Source organism: Streptomyces sp. KMM 9044 (genome assembly GCF_024701375.2).
GTDB lineage: Bacteria > Actinomycetota > Actinomycetes > Streptomycetales > Streptomycetaceae > Streptomyces.
Genome location: NZ_CP113910.1, coordinates 6,424,832 through 6,443,471 on the forward strand (window position 1 = coordinate 6,424,832; position 18,640 = coordinate 6,443,471).

Consider the following 18,640-nt stretch of genomic DNA (forward strand, 5'->3'; position numbering starts at 1 on the left):
ACGTGGGCGGTTGCGCACGGCCGGATATGCCGTGATCTTTACCTCGGGAGCGTCGGCCCATGTGCCGGGCGAGCCAGTACCCTGGCGATTCACCCGTACGGCTCTGCCCCGCTCGCAGACGTACGCCCTGTCCCCGATACGCGGAGTGATCCGTGGTGAGAGGCGGTCCGGCCGATATGACCGAAGCCCCTGACCCCGAGGTCGTGGAGCTGGCGACCAGGATCTTCGACATGGCCCGGAGCGGCCGGACCGAGGAACTCGTGGCCTACGTCGACGCGGGCGTGCCTGCCAACCTCACCAATGACCGGGGCGACTCCCTCGTGATGCTCGCCGCGTACCACGGTCACGCCGACGTGGTCCGCGCGCTGCTGGAACGCGGCGCCGACGTCGACCGGATCAACGACCGGGGGCAGACCCCGCTCGCGGGAGCCGCCTTCAAGGGCGACACCGAAGTGGTCAAGGCCCTCCTGCAGGGCGGTGCCGATCCGGCCGCCGGCACTCCCTCGGCCGTCGACACGGCCCGGATGTTCGCCCGGGTGGAGCTGCTCGAGCTGTTCGGCGTGAGCTGAGGCGTACCGGCGCCGCGGATGAACGCGGCGGACGGAAGGCCGCGCGATCAAGAAGCGCACCGAAGGGCACTGACCCGCGCGGACGCGCACGCTCCGACCGGCGGAGGCGCGGAAACGGCAGCGGAATCACGCAGCAAACGGGGGAGGCGGTAGAAGGCCGCCGGAATTCGGTCGCGGCAGATGTGACCGCCGGGTCATCATGACGACGTGATTCACGGACGCGATGGCTGGGCAGGTGTTGCCGCACCGCGCGGGCCGTGATGCGGTCCGCAAGGGCCACCGACGAGAGGCAGAGGAAGATGGTCTACAGCAAGCAGGAAACGGCGGGCGCCCCGACGTGTTGGCACGCGGCCAGGTAAGGCACGTCCCCGGTTGCGTCGACGCTCGATGTGAGGCTGTTTCCCATGTTCGATCCGGTCATAGCGCCCAGCGGTACGCTGCTCGGCCTGCTCCAGCGGGGTCGTGGCGACGGCACGCTGCATGCGCTCACCGCCCCGCGCTCCGAAACGCTCGAGGCGCTGAACCACTGCGTGCTCCACGACCCGCGCCACGACTGGCAGGTGGAGAACCGCTCCCTCTACTACGCCCGCCTCTACCTGGACCTGCACGGCGAACTGGACGCCATCGAGGCCCACCTCGTCGATGCCGAGGACATCCTCGACACCGACGAGTCCCGCACCGGCCTCGCCCTCGCCGTACTCGGACACCTGGCCTCCTACGGCAGGCGGGACGCGCTCGCCCTGTTGCGCAGGTACGCCGCCGAGGGGACCAACTGGGCCTGGGCCCTGGACGAACTGGCCCTCCGGGACGACGACGCGGGCCTGCGCGCCCTCGCCGCCCCCGTGCTCGCGCGATTCGCCACCGACCCCGAGGGCGAGGCCGAACTGGCCGCCACCGTCCGCGACGCCTTCGAACCGCGCCCCTGGCGTTTGTGGGCCGACGACCCGCGTGAATCCGTCGCCACGCGCGTGCGGGCCGCCCAGGAGGCCGGCTACTTCGACCGTTGGCAGCGGCAGATGCGCCCCGCCGGTCCCCGCCCCGGGTGGAGCGTGCAGGCCGTGTTCGCATGGGCCCAGCAAGGGATCGAGCGTGGTGCTGCTCTGCACGTCCCGGCCGCCCGCTGCCTCACCGCCGTCGCGGGCCCCGAGGACCGGCCCGAGATCGTCCGCGCCGCCGAGGACGGCACGGAGGGCGCCCGCTGCACCGCCCTGCGCTACCTGGCCGACGGCAACGACCCGGACGCCCTCACCCTGATCGAGTGGGCCGTGGCCGCCGGGCCCGCGCCCGTGGTGGAGGCCGCCGTCGACGCCTTCGAACGGATGCGGAGTCTCGCCGCCGTCGACCGCGCGCGCCGCTGGGCCGGCCGGCCCGACGCCCTGGGCGCCGCCGCCGGCCGCGTCCTCGCCTGCCGGGGCGCTGTCCAGGACCGCGACATGGTCCTCGGCGCCCTGCGCGAGGCGGTGCGGGGGGAGGGCCCCGACGCGCCGACCCTGTGGACTCTCGTCGACGGTGCAGGACGCCTGGACATCGCCTGCGCCGCTCCCGTGCTCCGGCACATCTACCGCGAGACCGCCTCCTCCCACCTGCGCGGCCGGGCCGCCCGTGCCCTCGCCGCCACCGACCCCTCCTACGGCAGCGGCTTCGCCGTCGAGTGTCTCTGGGACTGCGAGGAGTCCACCCGCGAGATCGCCGCGCGGCACGCCGAGACCGGCGACGCCCGGGTCGTCGAGCGCCTGCGCCGGCTCGCCGCCGACCCCGCAGAGGAGGCCGAGGTGCAGACCGCCGTACGCAGCCGGATGGGTCCCGGGGAGACCGTCGTGTGACCGCCCGGACGCGCGCAGCGTGAACAAGGGACGACCCGCGGGCCAGGCGCGCGTGGACGGCGTTCGGCCCGAGTGGGTGCGCGGGGCAACGCTCACGGGACGTTCCCCCAGCGGAAAGATCCACGTTGACGTGGCCACGTCCGGTACGGCGAGAACACCCGTATGCGAGTCGTCATCGTGACCGAATCCTTTCCCCCCGATGTGAACGGCGTGGCCCACTGCGCGCTCCAGACCGCCCGGCACCTCGTCGACCGCGGCCACACCCCTGTCGTCGTCGCCCCCGCCACCGCGGGCCACGAGCCCGACGGCCAGGCTCCGTGCCCCGTCGTCCGGGTCCCCTCCCTTCCGCTCCCGGGTTACCCGCAGGTCCGCGTGGCTCTCCCCAGCCGACGCGTCACCGCGGCGATCGCCGAGCACGGGGCCGACCTCGTCCACCTGGCCAGCCCCTTCGTGCTCGGGGTGCGCGGCATGGCGTCGGCCTCGCGTCTCGGCCTGCCCGCCGTCGCCGTCTACCAGACCGATCTCGCCGGCTACGCCCGCACGTACATGGGCGCCGGTCAGGCCACGGCCTGGCGCCGTATCAGGTCCGTGCACTCGGCCGCCGACCTCACCCTCGCCCCGTCCGGCGCCGCACAGAGCGACCTCCAGGCGCATGGCGTCCCCAGGGTCAAGCTGTGGCCGCGCGGCGTGGACACCGTCCGCTTCCGGCCCGACCTGCGCGACGAGGCACTGCGCCGGGAACTCGCCCCGAACGGTGAGCTGATCGTCGGCTACGTCGGCCGGCTCGCCCCCGAGAAGCAGGTCGAGCTGCTGGCCGGGGCGAGCACCCTGCCCGGAGCACGGGTCGTCGTCGTGGGCGACGGACCGAGCCGGCCGAGCCTGGAACAGGCCATGCCCGGCGCGGTCTTCCTGGGACGCCGCACCGGCGACGAACTCGCCCGCCTCTTCGCCTCGCTGGACGTCTTCGCCCACACAGGCCCCTTCGAGACCTTCTGCCAGACCGTGCAGGAGGCCATGGCGAGCGGCGTACCCGTGGTCGCGCCCGCCGTGGGCGGCCCGCTCGACCTGGTCGTCCACGGGCGAACCGGGTTCCTGGTGCCGCCGCGCGACGCCGCCGCGGTCCGGGACGCGGTGTGGTCCCTGGCCGCGGACCCCGGCCTGCGGGCCTCCTACGGGGCGGCGGGGCGCGCCATGGTCGAAGGACGTACCTGGGCCGCCGTCGGGGACCAGCTGATCGGCCACTACGCGGACGTGCTCGCCGGGCGCCGGACGGCGGTGGCGGCATGAACGCGACCGCGGGAACGGGCGCTCGACCGACCGGTGCTCCCCCTGCAGGGGACCCGGCGCTCCGCCCGGTGCCGGCGACGGCGGACGGCTCCCAGGGGGCCGAAGGCCCGCTGCGGATCGTACGGCTCGCGAACTTCGTCGCACCGGCCTCCGGCGGACTGCGCACCGCCCTGCGGGAACTCGGCAAGGGCTACCGGGCGGCGGGGCACGAGTCCGTGCTCATCGTCCCCGGCGACCGGGCGGGCGACCGGCAGACCGGGCAGGGGCGGGTGATCACCCTGCCGGGACCGCTGTTGCCCGGCACCGGCGGCTACCGCGTCCTCACCGACAAGCGACGGCTGACCGCCCTGCTCGAGGAACTGGCGCCCGACCGGCTCGAGGTGTCCGACCGTACGACCCTGCGCTGGACCGGGAGATGGGCGCGGCGGGCGCGGGTGCCCGCGGTCATGGTCTCCCACGAGACCGCCGACGGCGTGCTGCGTACCTGGGGCATGCCGGAGGGGGGCGCGCGGCGCACCGCCGACGCCCTCAACATCCGTACCGCCCACACCTACGCGCGCGTCGTGTGCACCACCGAGTTCGCCGAGCGGGAGTTCACCCGGATCGGCGCCCGCAACGTCGTACGGGCGCCGCTCGGTGTCGACCTGACGGAGCGGCACCCCGCGCTGCGCGCCCCCTCGGTGCGGGCCCGCTACGCGCGCGCGGCGGAGACACTGCTGCTGACCTGCACCCGGCTGTCCGTGGAGAAGCGGCCCGGTACGGCGCTGGACGCGCTCGAGGCGCTGAGACGGCGTGGACGGCAGGCGGTGCTGGTGGTGGCCGGTGACGGTCCGCTGCGGAAGCGGCTCGAACAGCGTGCGCGGGAACGCGGACTGCCCGTCGTCTTCCTGGGCCACGTCCTCGACCGGACGTTCCTCGGCGCCCTCCAGGCCTGTGCCGACGTGTGCCTGGCGCCGGGCCCCGCGGAGACCTTCGGGCTCGCCGCGCTGGAGGCGATGGCCTGCGGGACGCCCGTGGTGGCGAGCACCTCGTCCGCGCTGCCGGAGGTGCTCGGCCCCGCCGGGGCGATTGCCGCGGACCGGGGAGAGTCGTTCGCGGACGCCGTCGAACTCCTGCTGGGACGGCCGGAGACGGTGCGGCGCGAGGCGGCACGCGCGCGTGCGGAACGCTTCGGGTGGGAGGCGGCGGTGACGGCCTTCCTCGACGCCCACGAGGCCCCGCGGCAGGTGACCGTACGGGACGGCCTGCGGGAAAGCGCCCTGGACAACGGACGGGAGAGCGTGGTGCCGGACCGGTACGTACCCGCGGTGCTGCCGGGAGGCCCGCTGTGAGACCCGTGCGCTTCGTGGCCCTCGGAGACTCACTGACCGAGGGCGTGGGGGATCGCACCGCCGGCGGATGGCGGGGCTGGGCCGCGCTGCTCGCCGGGTCGCTCGGTGAGCAGCCCGCGCGGTTCACCAACCTCGCGAGGAGCGGGGCGCGGACGTGCGACGTGCTCGAAGCGCAGCTGACCGCGGCGCTGACCCTGGAGCCCGAGCTGGTCTCGGTCGTCGTCGGGGTCAACGACACGCTGCGCCAGAGCTTCGACATCCACGCCGTCGACAGACGACTGGACCAGGTGTACGCGGCCTGCACCGCCCAGGGGGCCGTGCTGCTCACCGCGCGCCTGCCCGACCCCGGCGGCGTCATGGGCCTGCCCGGGGCACTGGCCAGGCCGCTGGCCCGGCGGCAGCGTGCGGTCAACACCGTCGTCCACGCACTGTCCGACCGCTACGGCGCGGTCCACCTGCACGCCGGTGAGGACGACTGGGTCACCGACCGCGCGATGTGGAGCGTGGACCGGATGCATCCCGGAGAGCGGGGGCACCGTCAACTGGCGCTGAGGTTCCGCGCACTGCTGGCGGAACGTGGCCTCGCGGCCGGACCGGCGCCCTCGCCGGAGCCGCAGTCCGCGGCGCCCGCCCCGGGGGCGAGCCTGTGGTGGATGGTCACCGCCGGCACCGGATGGGTGGCCCGCCGGTGCACCGACCTGCTGCCCCAGCTCCTCATGCTCGCCGCCGACGAACTGCGGCATCGCGCGCGGGGCACGAGCATCCGGCTCGACCTGCGGGCCTCCGCCTCGGTGTCGGCGGCACTTGCGCCGTCGTACGAGGTCTCCGGGAGTCGCCCTGCCGGTTCGACGCGCTCTCCGAGGCGGTGCGCGAAGCGTGCGCTGCGGCGCGCGAAGGCGACTGGAACGCAGTGGGTACGGCCAACATCCACTTCCACCGGGAACTGGTGGCGCCGGCCGGCAGCGAACGCACGAACGAGCTGATGCGCGGCGTGTTCGCTGAACCGAGGCCGGCTTTCCACGTGGTGGACGAACCTCGCCGGCTGCACGAACCGTACACGGCCCGCAATGCGGACATCCTCCGGGCTCTGCGGTCCGGGGAGCGGGACCGGGCCGAGGCGCTGCCGGCGGGGTACCTCGACGACTCGCCCGAGCGCATGGCGGAGGCGTACCGGCGCAGGGCGGGGGAGGAGGAACGGGGTGTGTGACAACCGCGACACCGTGACGCGTCTGCGTCGTTCGGGTGGTTGTCAGGCCGAGGACCTAGTCTGTGCACCGTGACTTCACCAGCATCGACGGACAGTGCTCCGCCCCAGCTCAGCGCGGGGCCGCGGCCCGCGCTGGGCCCGGCGGCCGACGAGGGGCTGGCCCGGCGGCTGCGCGCGCTCGCCTGCACCGCGCCGTTGCACGACCTCGACGCGCGCAAGGCCAACCTGGCCGGCGAGTACTCGGTGTACGGCATGGCGGAGATCGCCCTGGCGGCCATCGACCTGGTCACGCTGAACATGGACTTCGACACGGGCGCCGACCACGAACAGATAGTGGCCCGGCTCATCCCTCGCATCGCCGCCCAGGCCCCGCGCCGGCCCGCCGGTGAGCACGAGCGGGCGGCCCGCTGGGTCCTGGAGAACCTGATCAACGTCGGCAGCGTCGACCGCGGCTTCCGCACCGTGTACGGCGTGTTCGGCGCGGACGGCACCTACGTTCGCCGCGACTACGACTTCAAGCTCATCGAAGAGGTCCCCGGCCCCGGCGGCACGGTCTACCTCCGCACCACGGACGAGGCGGTCAACGTCCTGGTCGGCGCCCTGGACACCGACGTCACCAGCGCCCAGATCGCCGCCGAGGTCAAGCTCGAGGTACTCATCAACCGCGGCAGGCTCGCCGACGCCCAGCTCGCCGCCGAGCAGGCCCGCTACCGGACCGTGCAGTACTCCGAGTCCCTGCGCCGCGCGCTGGACGCCACCCGGCGCAATGTGCGCGCGGTGGACTGGCTGAGTGCCGTCCCGGACATGATCGCCGAGGCCCTGGACCACGTCGCGGACCGGTACCGCCACGAGAACGCGATCCTCACCAACATCCGCAGAGCCCGCGACGAGTCGGAGGACCCGGAGCACAAGCGCAGGGCCGCCGAACTGGTGGACATCGTCAAGGACTGCATCCGCAGGCACACCCAGCTGCAGTCCCGGCTGCTGGAGGCCGGCCCACTGTTCCGCGCCGAACAGGACCGACAGGCCTTCGCCACCCCCGCGTCGTCCTCGGGCACGGACCTCTACGGACACCTCCTGGCGCCGCTGCTCCCGCTGCCCCTGGAGCAGGCGGTCCGGGTCACCGACGCCTTCTTCGCCCGCGGCACCGGACTGCGTACACCGGTGTCCGTCCGGGTCGCCGACCTCGTCGGCATCCTGCTGACCCCGCCGGTGGAGCGGGAGCACCTGGGCGCCGAGATGCCGGAACCGGACCTGATCGCCACGCCGGACGACAGCCGCTTCACCGAGGGGCAGCTGGCGGCCGCGACCACATTGCTGGAACTGCCGGCCGACGCGCCCCGCCGGCTGTCCGGACTGCTCGCCGAGGCACGCCGTCAGGACCCCGAACTGCCGTACCTGGTGGCCCTGCTGGCGGTCCACGCCGCCAGCCCGCCGGTCGGCACCGCCTACCGCCAGGGCGAGCGGCGGCTGCTCTTCGCGGTGGACGACGGCGTCGAGTTGGAGGATCCCGAGTTCGGCGGCGCCGACCTCATCGTCGGCACGGCCCTGCTCGACGCGGCGGGCATGGCGGCGGACCGGACGGAGGCGGCGTGATGATGCTTTCGCCGGGGATCCGGCCACCGTCCACGGCCGACGGCCCCGGGACAGCAGTCCGCGTGCTCCGCGCTGTCGGCACGGGCCGTGCCGCTCGTACGGTCCGCGCAGTCCGCGGCGCCTTCACCGGCCTTCCTGCCGTTTCTGCCGCTCCCGTCGTTGCCCCGTGCGAGGAGGACCCGTGTCCGTGACCGAGCATGCCGAGTGGAGCGAGGCGGAGTCCTCCGCCGTACCGGCGGGCGGGGCCGTCACCCCCGCCGACGCCGCCGACGCGGCACGGCTCGTCGCCTTCGGCCTCCAGCCCAAGCTCCAGCCGGCCCGTGACCAGGAGTACGCGGACTTGCTGCGCCGCTACCGCGAGGACCCGCCGTTCGCGCGGCTCACCGACGCCGTGGCCACCGGCCTCGGCCTGATCGTCCTGGAGGTGTCCCCACGCGCGGGAATGGCCGTGACCGCCGCCGAGGACTCGGTGTTCGCCATCCGCATGGGCGACTACGCGCGGCGCACCTCCGCCGACGGCGGGGACAGGTTCCTGCACGGACTCGCGCACCTTGCCGTCGCCGTCATGGCGTTCCCGCGCCCCGAGGACCTCGCCGACGACGGCTACATCGGGCGGGTCACCGTCAACGGCGTCGACGCCTTCGTGCGCCAGACCTGCCACCGGCTCGAGGAGCGGGCAGCGGAGCAGGGCGAGAACACCGACCCGGCCAGTGACGCCCCCGGGCTGGAGACAGCCTGGCGGATCTGGGCGAGACGCAGCGCAACCGGCGCCACCAAGGACGCACGCAGGCTCGCGGGCTCGACCACCGGCATCGTCGCCAAGGCCGCTGCCTTCCTCACCGACTCCGGCTTCCTGCAACGCACCGGCGACGACAACGGCGGCACCTACCGCACAACGGCCCGTTACCAGCTGCAGGTACGCGACCTGGCCGGCAGCGCGGCCCTGGCCGAACTGCTGGAGCTGGGCGTCGTCCCGGTCACCGACGGCACCCCGACCCTGCTGCCCGCAGACAGCGGAGAGGACCTGGATCTGGTGGCCGACGCAGGACTGCCCTTCCACTCGACCTGAGCCGCCGACCCCGCCGGCACCGCGGCCCCGCCGCCCACCTTCGCGTCCCCCGCCCCTGTCCCCCGTCCCCGTTCCTTCCTTCCTTCCTTCCTTCCTTCCGAGCCACCCCGACCTGCCGAAGACTTCGAGAGTCCGCCATGTACGAGCTGTCCCGGGTCCGCCTCTACTCCATCGGACCCGCCGGTGCGCGCTACGCCGACACCGTGCTTGACCTGCGCGGTGTCGGTGAGACTGTGCCGCAGCCTGCGCCGACGCAGGCGGAGTTCTTCGCGGAGGAGCCCGTCGGCCCGCCCCGCCGGCCCGCACCCGCCGGGGTGCTTTTCCTGGAGAACGGCGGCGGCAAGTCCGTCCTCCTGAAACTGATCTTCTCCGTGATGCTCCCGGGCCACCGCAACACTCTCGGCGGTGCCAGCTCCGGTGTGCTGCGCAAGTTCTTGCTGGCCGACGACTGCGGCCATGTGGCCCTGGAGTGGCAGCACGTGCTGACCGGCGAGTGCGTCGTCGTGGGCAAGGCCAGCGAATGGCGCGGGCGCCAGGTCTCCAACGACCCGAGGAAGTTCGCCGAGGCCTGGTACTCCCTGCGGCCCGGCCCGGGGCTCAGCCTGGACAACCTTCCCGTCGCCGAGGCCACCTCCGTACGGCCGCCCGCCGACGGACAGTCGGGGGCGCGGGGCCGCCGCCGCACCATGAAGGGCTTCCGGGACGCGCTCACGGAGGCGGGCAGGACGTATCCGCACCTGGAGGTGCACTGGGAAGAGACCCATGAGCGCTGGACCGAACACCTCGGCGAGCTGGGACTCGACCCCGAACTCTTCCGCTACCAGCGGGAGATGAACGCCGACGAGGGCGAGGCCGCCGGCCTCTTCGCGGTCAAGAAGGACTCCGACTTCACCGACCTGCTGCTGCGCGCGGTCACCGACACCCGTGACACCGACGGACTCGCCGACCTGGTCGGCGGCTTCGGCAACAAGCTGGGCCGACGCGCCGAGCTGATCGCCGAACGGGACTTCACCGCCGGGTCCGTCGAACTCCTCGGCCGGATCGTCGAAGCCGCCGGCGCCCGCACCCGGGCGCGCGAGATCCACACCGCCGCCGAGCGCCGCACCCGCACCCTGGCCCGCAGGCTCTCCGCGCGCGGCCACCAGGAACACCTCCGCGCCGCGGACCTAGCCCACCGGGTCACCGCCGCCGCCCACACCGTGACCAGGGCCGGGGCGGAGTGCGAGCACAGCGCGTTGATCTCCGCGGAGATCGCCTACCGGCACGCCTCCCTGGCTCTGGCCGCGACCGAGAAGTCCGCCGCGGCCCAGAAGCGTGAACTCGCCGACGCACGCACCCTGCACGCGGCCTGGCAGGCCGCCGAGGCGGCGCTGCGCCACCGGGCCGCCGCAGACAGGGTCGCCAGGGTCTCCGCCGCGATCCAGGAGGCCGAGCGGGACGCGGCACCGGCTCTCGCCGCCCGCGCCAAGGCCGCCGTCGACCTCGTACGTGCCCTGCACACGGCCGCCCAGAACGCCGAGAACCTCGCCAACGAGGAGGAGGAGCGGTCCGCCGCTCTGCAGGAGGTCAGCGACACGGCCCACCGCGACGCCACCTCCGCCGCGACCGAGGCACAGCGCGCCCGCAGCGAGATCGGCCACCTCCGGCAGCGGCTCGCCGAGGTCGAGCAGGAGACCGCCGAGGCCGTCCGGGCCGGCTGGCTCGACGACAGTGCCCCCGACGCCGACCCGGCCCGCGCCGCCCTCGCGGCCAGCGACGCGGAGAAGACCGCGGTCGCCGCCTGGGGCGCGGCCCGTGAGGCTTCCCACCGGGCGACCGAGCACGCGCGTGAGGCCGCGGCAGGCGAGGTCCGCGCAGAACTCACCGCCGCCCGCGCGGCGGACGCGGCCACGGCGGCCGGCCGCGCCCACGAGGGCGAGCTGCGTACCGCCCAGGCGCTGGCCGCCGAGGAACGCCCGGCCGAACTGCTCGGCCTGGCCGGCACCGGAACCCGCCCGTCCGTGCCGAGGTCCCGCCCCGGCAGGGACACCGAGCCGGGCGGCGACCCCGTCACCGAAGGCGCCCTCACCGCCACGGAACTGGACCGCTTCGCCGACGACCTGCACGAACTGCTCGAGGAGGCGGTCTCCTCCGCCGAACGGCAGCTGTTCGAACTGCGCACCGCCGCCGCCGACGACGCCCGCATCCTCGGTGCCCTCGGCGACGGCGGACTGCTGCCGCCGGGACCGGATGTGCTGGCCACGGTCGAGTTCCTCGGCGAGCACGGCATCCCCGCCCTGCCCGGCTGGCGCTACCTCGCCCAGGCCGTCGACCCCGCCGACCACGCGCGCGTGCTCGCCGCCCGCCCCGAACTGGTCGATGGCGTTGTCATCACCGACCCGGACTCCCACACCCGCGCCCGAGAGGTCCTGAGCGACGCCGCCCTGCTGCCCCGCTCCGCGGTCGCCGTGGGCACGGCCGCCGCCCTCCTCGCGCCGGCCCCGGCACCGGAGGCGGACACCGGCGATGTCTTCCTGGTACCGCCGAACCCGGCCATGCACGACGAGCACGCCGCCGACGAGGAACGGCAGACACTGCGCGCCCGTGCGACCGCACGCGACGAGGAGATCCGGGCGCTCGCGGCACGGCTCGCCAAGGACCGCGAACTGACCGCGCGGCTCACCTCCTGGCGCACCGGCTGCCCGGCCGGCCGGCTCACCGAACTGGCCCGCGCCGCCCACGACGCCCGCGCCTTCGCGCAGGAGTCCGAGGCGGAGCTGGCCGAGGCACGCGCCGTGCGAGCGGAGGCCGAGGAGACCGCGGCCGAGGCTGCCCGGGTGCGTGACGAGCGCCAGGAGGTCGCACAGAAGGCCAGGCGTGCCGCCGACGCCCTCGCGGGACTCGCCTTCCGGCTCCGCGAACGGGCAGGCCGGCAGGCCAGTCTGCGTGGACTGGCCGACGACGCCACCGAGGCGGAGGCCCGCGCCCAGGCCTGCCTGGAGCGCGCGCGGGCCGCCGACGAGGACCGGCGCGGCGCACAGCGGGCCGCCGACGACGCCCGGCGCACCGCGCGTGCGCTGCGTGCCGAGCGCTCGGAGATCGCCGGCGCCCCCGACGACGTATCCGGTGATCCGCCCGGGGCCGGCACCGAGCCGCCGCGGGTCTCTCTGCCTGCCCTGCGCGAGGCCTACCGTGCCGCGTCCCAGGTGTACGAGAAGGTCGGTGTCGGAGCCGATCTGCGCGCCGAGCAGGCCCGCGCGGAGAGCGACGAGAGCACGGCCCGCGCGGAGCTGGACCGGCTGAGCAACAAGGTCCGCAACCGCGCGGAGCAGCTGCTCGAGTCGCCCGAGGGCTCGGACGGCCCCAGCCGGCAGGCCGCCGCTGCCCGCGCCGAGGAGCTGGTGCAGCTCCTGGAGACCCGCACGACGAGCGCGAGCGAGCAACTCGGCCGGCTGCGCGGCGAGGCAGAACGGCTGGCGCCCGAGGACGGCGACCGGCACACCGCGCTTCCCGAGGAGATGGTGCCGCGCGACGCCGAGCACGCACAGGCGCTGCTGCGTACCGCCACGGCCGAACTGGCCGCCCTGACCGGGGAGCTGGACAACGCCAGGGAGATCCACGGCGAACTCCTCGACGCGCACCGCGCCGCAGAGGACGCGGCCGGAGGATTCGACGAGATCACCGCCATGCTCCGCGACCTGCTGCGGGAACACGCCTTTGAGGAGGAGCCGGAGCAGTCCGACCCCTATCCCGGCAACCCGGAGGAGGCCCGCCGGTCCGCCGCGGAAGCCCGCAGGTCACTGCGGGTCTGCGCAGCCGGCCTGTCCGCCGCCGAGTCCGCGGTGCGCGAAGCCAGCGACATCCTCGTCCGGCACGCCAACTCCACACGCTACGAGCAGGTCCGCACCCCCGCGCGGCAGCAGATCCGCGAGCTGCCCGCCTCCGCGCTGCCCGAGCACGCCCAGAAGTGGGCGGACGCCTTCGCTCCCCGGCTCCGGGTTCTCACCGACGAACTGGCACAGCTGGAACGCAACCGCGACTCGATCGTGGACCGGCTCAGAGGGCTCGTCGAGTCGGCCCTCGCCACTCTGCGCTCCGCCCAGCGGCTGTCCCGGCTGCCCGAAGGGCTCGGCGAGTGGTCCGGGCAGGAATTCCTGCGCATCCGCTTCGAGGAACCCGACCAGGCGACCCTCACCGAGCGGCTCGGCGAGGTCGTCGACGAGGCGACCCGCGCGGCCGTCCGCAAGAACTCCGACCTGCGCCGCGACGGGATGTCCCTGCTGCTGCGCGGAGTCGCCGCCGCCGTCCGGCCGAAGGGCATCGCCGTCGAGATCCTCAAACCGGACGCGGTGCTGCGCGCGGAGCGGGTGCCCGTCGGACAGATGGGCGACGTGTTCTCCGGAGGGCAGCTGCTCACCGCCGCGATCGCCCTGTACTGCACGATGGCCGCGCTGCGCTCCAACGACCGGGGCCGCGACCGGCACCGGCACGCCGGGACCCTGTTCCTCGACAACCCCATCGGCCGCGCCAACGCCACCTACCTGCTGGAGCTCCAGAGGGCCGTGGCCGACGCGCTCGGTGTGCAGCTCCTCTACACCACCGGCCTGTTCGACACGACGGCCCTCGCGGAGTTCCCCCTGGTCATCCGCCTGCGGAACGACGCCGACCTGCGAGCGGGGCTCAAGTACATCAGCGTCGAGGAGCACTTGAGGCCGGGCCTGCCCCGGGAGACCCCCGAAGAGGGAGCCGTGCACAGCGAGATCACGGCCACCCGGATGTTCAAGAGGCCCGCCCCTGCGAACGGTTGACCGGGCAGCCTCTCCCCGGGGCACCGGTGCCCCGGCCCGTGCGAGCGGGCCCCGGGCCTGATCGGGTGTCCCGCAGGGCGGCGGAGCGTCAGGGGCAGGGCGGAATCAGGGGTGGGACAGCTGACCGGCCCCGCCGCCCTGCCGGCGTATTCGCGCCTGCGCACGCTGCGCGGACCGTCCCTGACGACGGGCACGGCGCCGCTCGCGCCGCAGGGCCCGCGCGGTGCTGCTGGGTGCGGACACCACGCCGTTGCGCTGGTTCCAGACCTGGCGGGTCACCCACACGTCGAGGACACCCCAGGTGGCCAGGACGGTGCTGACGACACTGCTGATGACCATGGGGAACGCGAGCCAGGAACCGGCGAGCGTGCAGAGGAAGGCCACCATGGCCTGAATCAGCGTGATCGCGACGATGATGACCGCCCGCACGGCCGACGTACGCACCGGATCCGGCAACCGGCGCCGACGCGCGGGTTCCTCGACCCACAACGGACGGCGGTTCGCCCGCCGGTGGTCCTCGGCCCGGGTGGCGCCGTCGCTCCCACCGGCCGTTCCGGCAGGCGGTGTCCCGGTCACGCCCGCCGACACCCGGTCGGTGCCGTTCGCCGGAACGTCCTGGGCGCCGGCCGCCCCTCTTCCGGCCGCAGGCGCGCCGCGGTTCGGGGTCTCGGTATCCGGCCGCTCCACCACCTGTGCCACCGCGTCGCCCTCGGGTGACCTGTACCGCTCCGCCGTGCCCGTCAACGTGTCACTCCCCACCGCCGCAGACCGCTTTCTCGGGTCCGAGGACCCGGTTCCCCAACGACTGCCCGGCTTGCGCTGATTTACGCCGCCCGGATACGGGACGTGGCTCCTGCGGCCGATTCCGTCCCCATCGCCCACAGAGAAGGACGAACGGCACGTCACAAAGATTCCCGAGTAAGGATAAGGAACCGGCCAAACCCTACCGGCGGGCGTCACGGCCCAGCCCGGCGGCCCCCCTGCGAACCGGGAGTCAATCTCACGCAATGCCCCGACAACTCACCATGTCTCGCCGCCGGTGCGGAAGTTCGGATTCCGGAGAGCTCTTCGAGTTGGCCGTGGCGCGGTAGTAGGCTCGCGCCGTTTATTGACGCACATGTGTGCTCCTGGCTGTCCCGGGAGTCGAGCTGGGGGAGGCCATGCGCTTTCGCGGGAAGTCCATCCGCCGGAAGATCGTGGCGCTGCTTCTCGTGCCGCTGGTGTCCCTGACGGCGATCTGGGCCTTCACCACCGTGCTGACGGGCCGTGAGGCAAGCCATCTGTTCGATGTGTCGTCGGTGATGGAAGAGGTCGGGTACCCCGTCGAGGACACCGTCCGCGTCCTCCAGCAGGAACGCCGCCAGACCCTCGTCCACCTTGCCGACCCGCGTGCCTCCGACGGGCTCGCCGCACTCCGCCGCAGCCGGGTCGCCACCGACAAGGCCGTCAACAGCGTGCGGGAGAACGCGGCGAACCCCGATGTGCGAGACGCGATGGGCCAGGACACCGAGGCACTGGACGCGGTACTGGACTCCCTCGAGGGCATCGAGTCCCTGCGCCGCAGTGTCGAGGACGGCACCGTCGACCGTTCCCAGGCCCTCGACCTCTACAACGGGCTGGTCGACCCGTGCTACATCCTGTTGGCCGATTTGCACGTGGTCGACGACGTCGGGCTGGACAAGCAGTACCGCGCCCTCGTCGGTCTCGCCCGCGCCCGTGAACTCCTCGCCCGCGAGGACGCCCTGCTCGGCTCCGCCCTCGTCGTCGGCACGCTCTCCCCCTCCGAGGTCCGGGACATCTCCGACTTCATGGCCCAGCGCACGCTGCTGTACGACGTCGGTCTGCCGCAGTTGCCCGCGTCGGAACGGGACCGCTACGAGAGCTTCTGGAAGAACGCGGCGTCCGCTCCGCTGAGGGTCGCCGAGGAGGCGGCCGTTTCCTCCGGCACCGGACCGCCCCGCGGGATCACCGCGAAGAGCTGGGACACCGCGGCCGGTCATGTGCTCGAGGAACTCGGTACCCTCAACGACCAGGTGACCGACCGCTACCAGGACCGCGTCCGGCCCGTCGCCACGGGCGTCATCATCCAGGCCGCCGTCGCCGGCCTTCTCGGACTGGTCGCCCTGCTGGTCTCGCTCGTCCTGTCCGTGCGCGTCGGCCGCGGTCTCATCCGTGATCTGCGGCAACTGCGCCTGGAGGCCCACGAGGCGTCCGGTGTGCGACTGCCCGGTGTGATGCGCCGCCTCTCTGCGGGCGAACAGGTGGACGTCGAGACCGAGGTCCCCCGCCTGGAGTACGACAGGAACGAGATCGGCGAGGTCGGCCAGGCCCTCAACACCCTGCAGCGCGCCGCCGTGGAGGCGGCCGTCAAACAGTCCGAACTGCGCTCGGGCGTCTCGGAGGTCTTCGTCAACCTCGCCCGTCGCAGCCAGGTCCTGCTGCACAAGCAGCTCACCCTGCTCGACGCCATGGAGCGCAGAACCGACGACACCGAGGAACTCGCCGACCTGTTCCGTCTGGACCACCTCACCACCCGCATGCGCCGGCACGCTGAGGGCCTGGTGATCCTGTCCGGCGCCGCGCCCTCCCGGCAGTGGCGCCAACCCGTCCAGCTCATGGACGTCGTGCGCGCCGCCGTCGCCGAGGTCGAGGACTACGAGCGCATCGAGGTCCGCCGGCTGCCGCGGGTCGCCGTCACCGGCCCCGCCGTGGCCGACCTGACCCACCTGGTGGCCGAACTCATGGAGAACGCCACGGTGTTCTCCCCGCCGCACACCGCCGTCCAGGTCCTGGGGGAGCGCGTGGCCAACGGCTTCACCCTGGAGATCCACGACCGGGGTCTCGGCCTGGCCGCCGAGGCGCTGCTCGATGCCAACCTGCGGCTCGCCGGGACACCGGAGTTCGAGCTCTCCGACACCGACCGGCTCGGACTGTTCGTGGTCAGCCGTCTCGCACAGCGGCAGAACGTCCGGGTCTCGCTGCAGCCGTCTCCCTACGGCGGCACCACCGCGGTCGTCTTCATCCCGGACGCGCTCCTCACCGACGACGTCCCCGACACCAACGGCGTCGGCTTCCGCCTCGACCGGCCCCGGCGCGCCAAGGACAGCGAGCCGGAGGACGGCCGCCGTCTCGCGCTCTCCCAGGTGCCCGCCCAACTGCCCGGACTGCCCGCCTCGCTCATGGACGGCCCGGTCGAACTCGAGGCCCCCGTCGATCTGGACTCCCTCGACGACTACCCGGGCGTACCCGCGGACGAGGATGACGAGCGCGGCGGCCTGTTCGGCCACCGCCGCTCCCCGTCCCGTGCCAAGGACGAGCGGCCGGGCCGCCGCCGCGAGCCCCAGCAGCAGGCCCCCGGCATCGGCAAGGGCAACGGCGTCGGACCGGACCTGGACACGGAAGGGCGGACGGAGGCCCCGCTCCTGCCGGTCCGCAGGGGAACGCCCAAGCTGGTCAGTTCCCACGGACGTCCTGTCGGCGACGAGCACACCGGCCGGGAGCGGACGGACCAGGACACCGGTACGTCGTCCGGCTGCCCGGGGCAGGAACCGGCGCCCGTACTGCCGACCCGCCGCCGCGGTGAGCAGCCCTCCCCGGGCCGGGGTCCGGGATCCTTTGACGCTGAGAAGCCGCCGCCCCTGCCCGCCCGCCGGCGGGGAGGGGCGCCCCGTCCCCGGATCGGAGCACGCGCCGAGGACCGTCCCGCGGACCAGGCGCCCCACGGCCCTGCTCGGGACGACGGTCCCGTCCCCCCGGCCGCCGGTGACTTCCCGGGAGGACCCGCACACCCCACGGTCGCGGCGGACACCCGCCGGGAGCACTCCGCATCGGATCCTGCGGAGCCGGGCTTCGGCAGCGCCCCGCGGGACACGGGTACCGGCGGCCCGGCCGACACCGCGCCGCTGCCCCGGCGCGTACGGCAGGCCAGCCTCTCCCCTCAGCTCAAACGGGGCACGCCACGACGGGACGGGGAGAGATCCCAGCCCGTCGAACGGGACGCGGAGGAGGTGCGCAGCCGCATGGCCTCGCTCCAGCGCGGCTGGCAGCGCGGCCGTGAGGAGAACGCCGCGGGCGACGACGCCCCCGGCGGGGCAACACCACCAGGAACGACTGAGGGGGATGGCCGATGACCGCACCGCACACGACCGGCCACGCCGACGAGGGCAAGGGGGAGCTCAACTGGCTCCTCGACGACCTGGTGGCCCGCGTCGCGCGGATCCGAAAGGCCGTCGTGCTCTCCGGCGACGGCCTCGCCACGGGGGCCTCCAAGGACCTCACCCGCGAGGACAGCGAGCATCTGGCCGCTGTCGCCTCCGGGTTCCACAGCCTGGCCAAGGGGGTGGGCCGCCACTTCGGGGCAGGCAGCGTCCGTCAGACCGTCGTCGAACTCGACGAGGCGTTCCTGTTCGTCACCGCCGCCGGGGACAGCAGCTGCCTCGCCGTATTCGCCGATGCCGACTCGGACGTCGGGCAGGTCGCCTACGAGATGACCCTCCTGGTGAAGCGGGTCGGTCCGCATCTGGACTCCGAACCGCGTACCGATCTGCCCCCGGGCGGGTAGTGGGATGGCATGAGCGCTGACGGTGAGGGAAGAAGCCACTGGTTCGACGACGATGCCGGACCGGTCGTCCGTCCGTATGCCATGACGCGGGGCCGCACCTCGAGTGCGGCCCAGCACCGCCTCGACCTGATCGCAGTGGTCGTCACCCGGCCCGACGCCGCCGATCCGGAGACGGACCCCGCGCTCTCCCCGGAACACGTGGACATCGTCGAAATGTGCCGTGCCACTCCGCAGACGGTCGCGGAACTCGCGGCGGAACTCGACCTGCCGGTCGGAGTGGTACGCGTCCTCGTCGGTGATCTCGTCGACCTCGAATCCGTCCACGTGAACCGGCCCGTCCCCCCCGCCGAACTGCCGGACGAGAGTATTCTGCGCGACGTGATCAACGGCCTCCGGGCGCTGTGAGCGGC

At 73.7% G+C, this 18,640-nt stretch carries 13 protein-coding genes; 12 read left to right on the forward strand and 1 reads right to left on the reverse strand.

Features of this window, described 5'->3' with window-relative positions; translation table 11 throughout:
* The first annotated feature begins 176 nt into the window (after positions 1-176).
* The 9 genes from HUV60_RS29070 (at position 177) to HUV60_RS29110 (ending at position 13,669) form a co-directional block, all read left to right on the forward strand.
* Positions 177-569 (forward strand): ankyrin repeat domain-containing protein, encoded by a 393-nt coding sequence (locus tag HUV60_RS29070; RefSeq protein ID WP_257851522.1) that lies wholly within the window; start codon positions 177-179, stop codon positions 567-569.
* A gap of 404 nt (positions 570-973) precedes the next feature.
* Positions 974-2,392 (forward strand): HEAT repeat domain-containing protein, encoded by a 1,419-nt coding sequence (locus tag HUV60_RS29075; RefSeq protein WP_257851521.1) that lies wholly within the window; start codon positions 974-976, stop codon positions 2,390-2,392.
* 162 nt (positions 2,393-2,554) lie between these two features.
* Positions 2,555-3,679, forward strand: a complete 1,125-nt coding sequence (locus HUV60_RS29080; RefSeq protein ID WP_257851519.1) for a glycosyltransferase family 4 protein — start codon at positions 2,555-2,557, stop codon at positions 3,677-3,679.
* Positions 3,676-5,010: a glycosyltransferase gene (locus HUV60_RS29085; protein WP_443047446.1), complete on the forward strand. Its 1,335-nt coding sequence runs from the start codon at positions 3,676-3,678 to the stop codon at positions 5,008-5,010. The genes HUV60_RS29080 and HUV60_RS29085 overlap by 4 nt, the downstream gene beginning before the upstream one ends.
* Positions 5,007-5,993, forward strand: a complete 987-nt coding sequence (locus tag HUV60_RS29090; protein ID WP_257851516.1) for an SGNH/GDSL hydrolase family protein — start codon at positions 5,007-5,009, stop codon at positions 5,991-5,993. The genes HUV60_RS29085 and HUV60_RS29090 overlap by 4 nt, the downstream gene beginning before the upstream one ends.
* Positions 5,876-6,217 (forward strand): FCD domain-containing protein, encoded by a 342-nt coding sequence (locus tag HUV60_RS29095; protein WP_257851515.1) that lies wholly within the window; start codon positions 5,876-5,878, stop codon positions 6,215-6,217. The genes HUV60_RS29090 and HUV60_RS29095 overlap by 118 nt, the downstream gene beginning before the upstream one ends.
* Positions 6,218-6,286: 69 nt before the next feature.
* Positions 6,287-7,813 (forward strand): hypothetical protein, encoded by a 1,527-nt coding sequence (locus HUV60_RS29100; protein ID WP_257851514.1) that lies wholly within the window; start codon positions 6,287-6,289, stop codon positions 7,811-7,813.
* A 187-nt stretch (positions 7,814-8,000) separates the two neighbouring features.
* Complete coding sequence (locus HUV60_RS29105) at positions 8,001-8,882, forward strand: hypothetical protein (RefSeq protein WP_257851513.1); 882 nt, start codon at positions 8,001-8,003, stop codon at positions 8,880-8,882.
* A gap of 137 nt (positions 8,883-9,019) precedes the next feature.
* Positions 9,020-13,669: a hypothetical protein gene (locus HUV60_RS29110; RefSeq protein WP_257851512.1), complete on the forward strand. Its 4,650-nt coding sequence runs from the start codon at positions 9,020-9,022 to the stop codon at positions 13,667-13,669.
* A 105-nt stretch (positions 13,670-13,774) separates the two neighbouring features.
* On the opposite strand, the gene HUV60_RS29115 is transcribed toward HUV60_RS29110, so the two are convergent.
* Complete coding sequence (locus HUV60_RS29115; protein ID WP_257851511.1) at positions 13,775-14,413, reverse strand: hypothetical protein; 639 nt, start codon at positions 14,411-14,413, stop codon at positions 13,775-13,777.
* A gap of 416 nt (positions 14,414-14,829) precedes the next feature.
* Here HUV60_RS29115 and HUV60_RS29120 point away from each other — a divergent pair, with 416 nt between their 5' ends.
* From HUV60_RS29120 to HUV60_RS29130, 3 genes are read left to right on the forward strand one after another with little or no spacing between them, the layout of a single operon-like run.
* Entirely contained in the window at positions 14,830-17,799 is a 2,970-nt protein-coding gene (locus tag HUV60_RS29120) for a nitrate- and nitrite sensing domain-containing protein (protein WP_257851510.1), read from the forward strand.
* Complete coding sequence (locus HUV60_RS29125) at positions 17,796-18,230, forward strand: roadblock/LC7 domain-containing protein (protein ID WP_257851509.1); 435 nt, start codon at positions 17,796-17,798, stop codon at positions 18,228-18,230. The genes HUV60_RS29120 and HUV60_RS29125 overlap by 4 nt, the downstream gene beginning before the upstream one ends.
* A gap of 9 nt (positions 18,231-18,239) precedes the next feature.
* Entirely contained in the window at positions 18,240-18,635 is a 396-nt protein-coding gene (locus tag HUV60_RS29130) for a DUF742 domain-containing protein (RefSeq protein ID WP_257851508.1), read from the forward strand.
* Positions 18,636-18,640 lie beyond the last annotated feature (5 nt).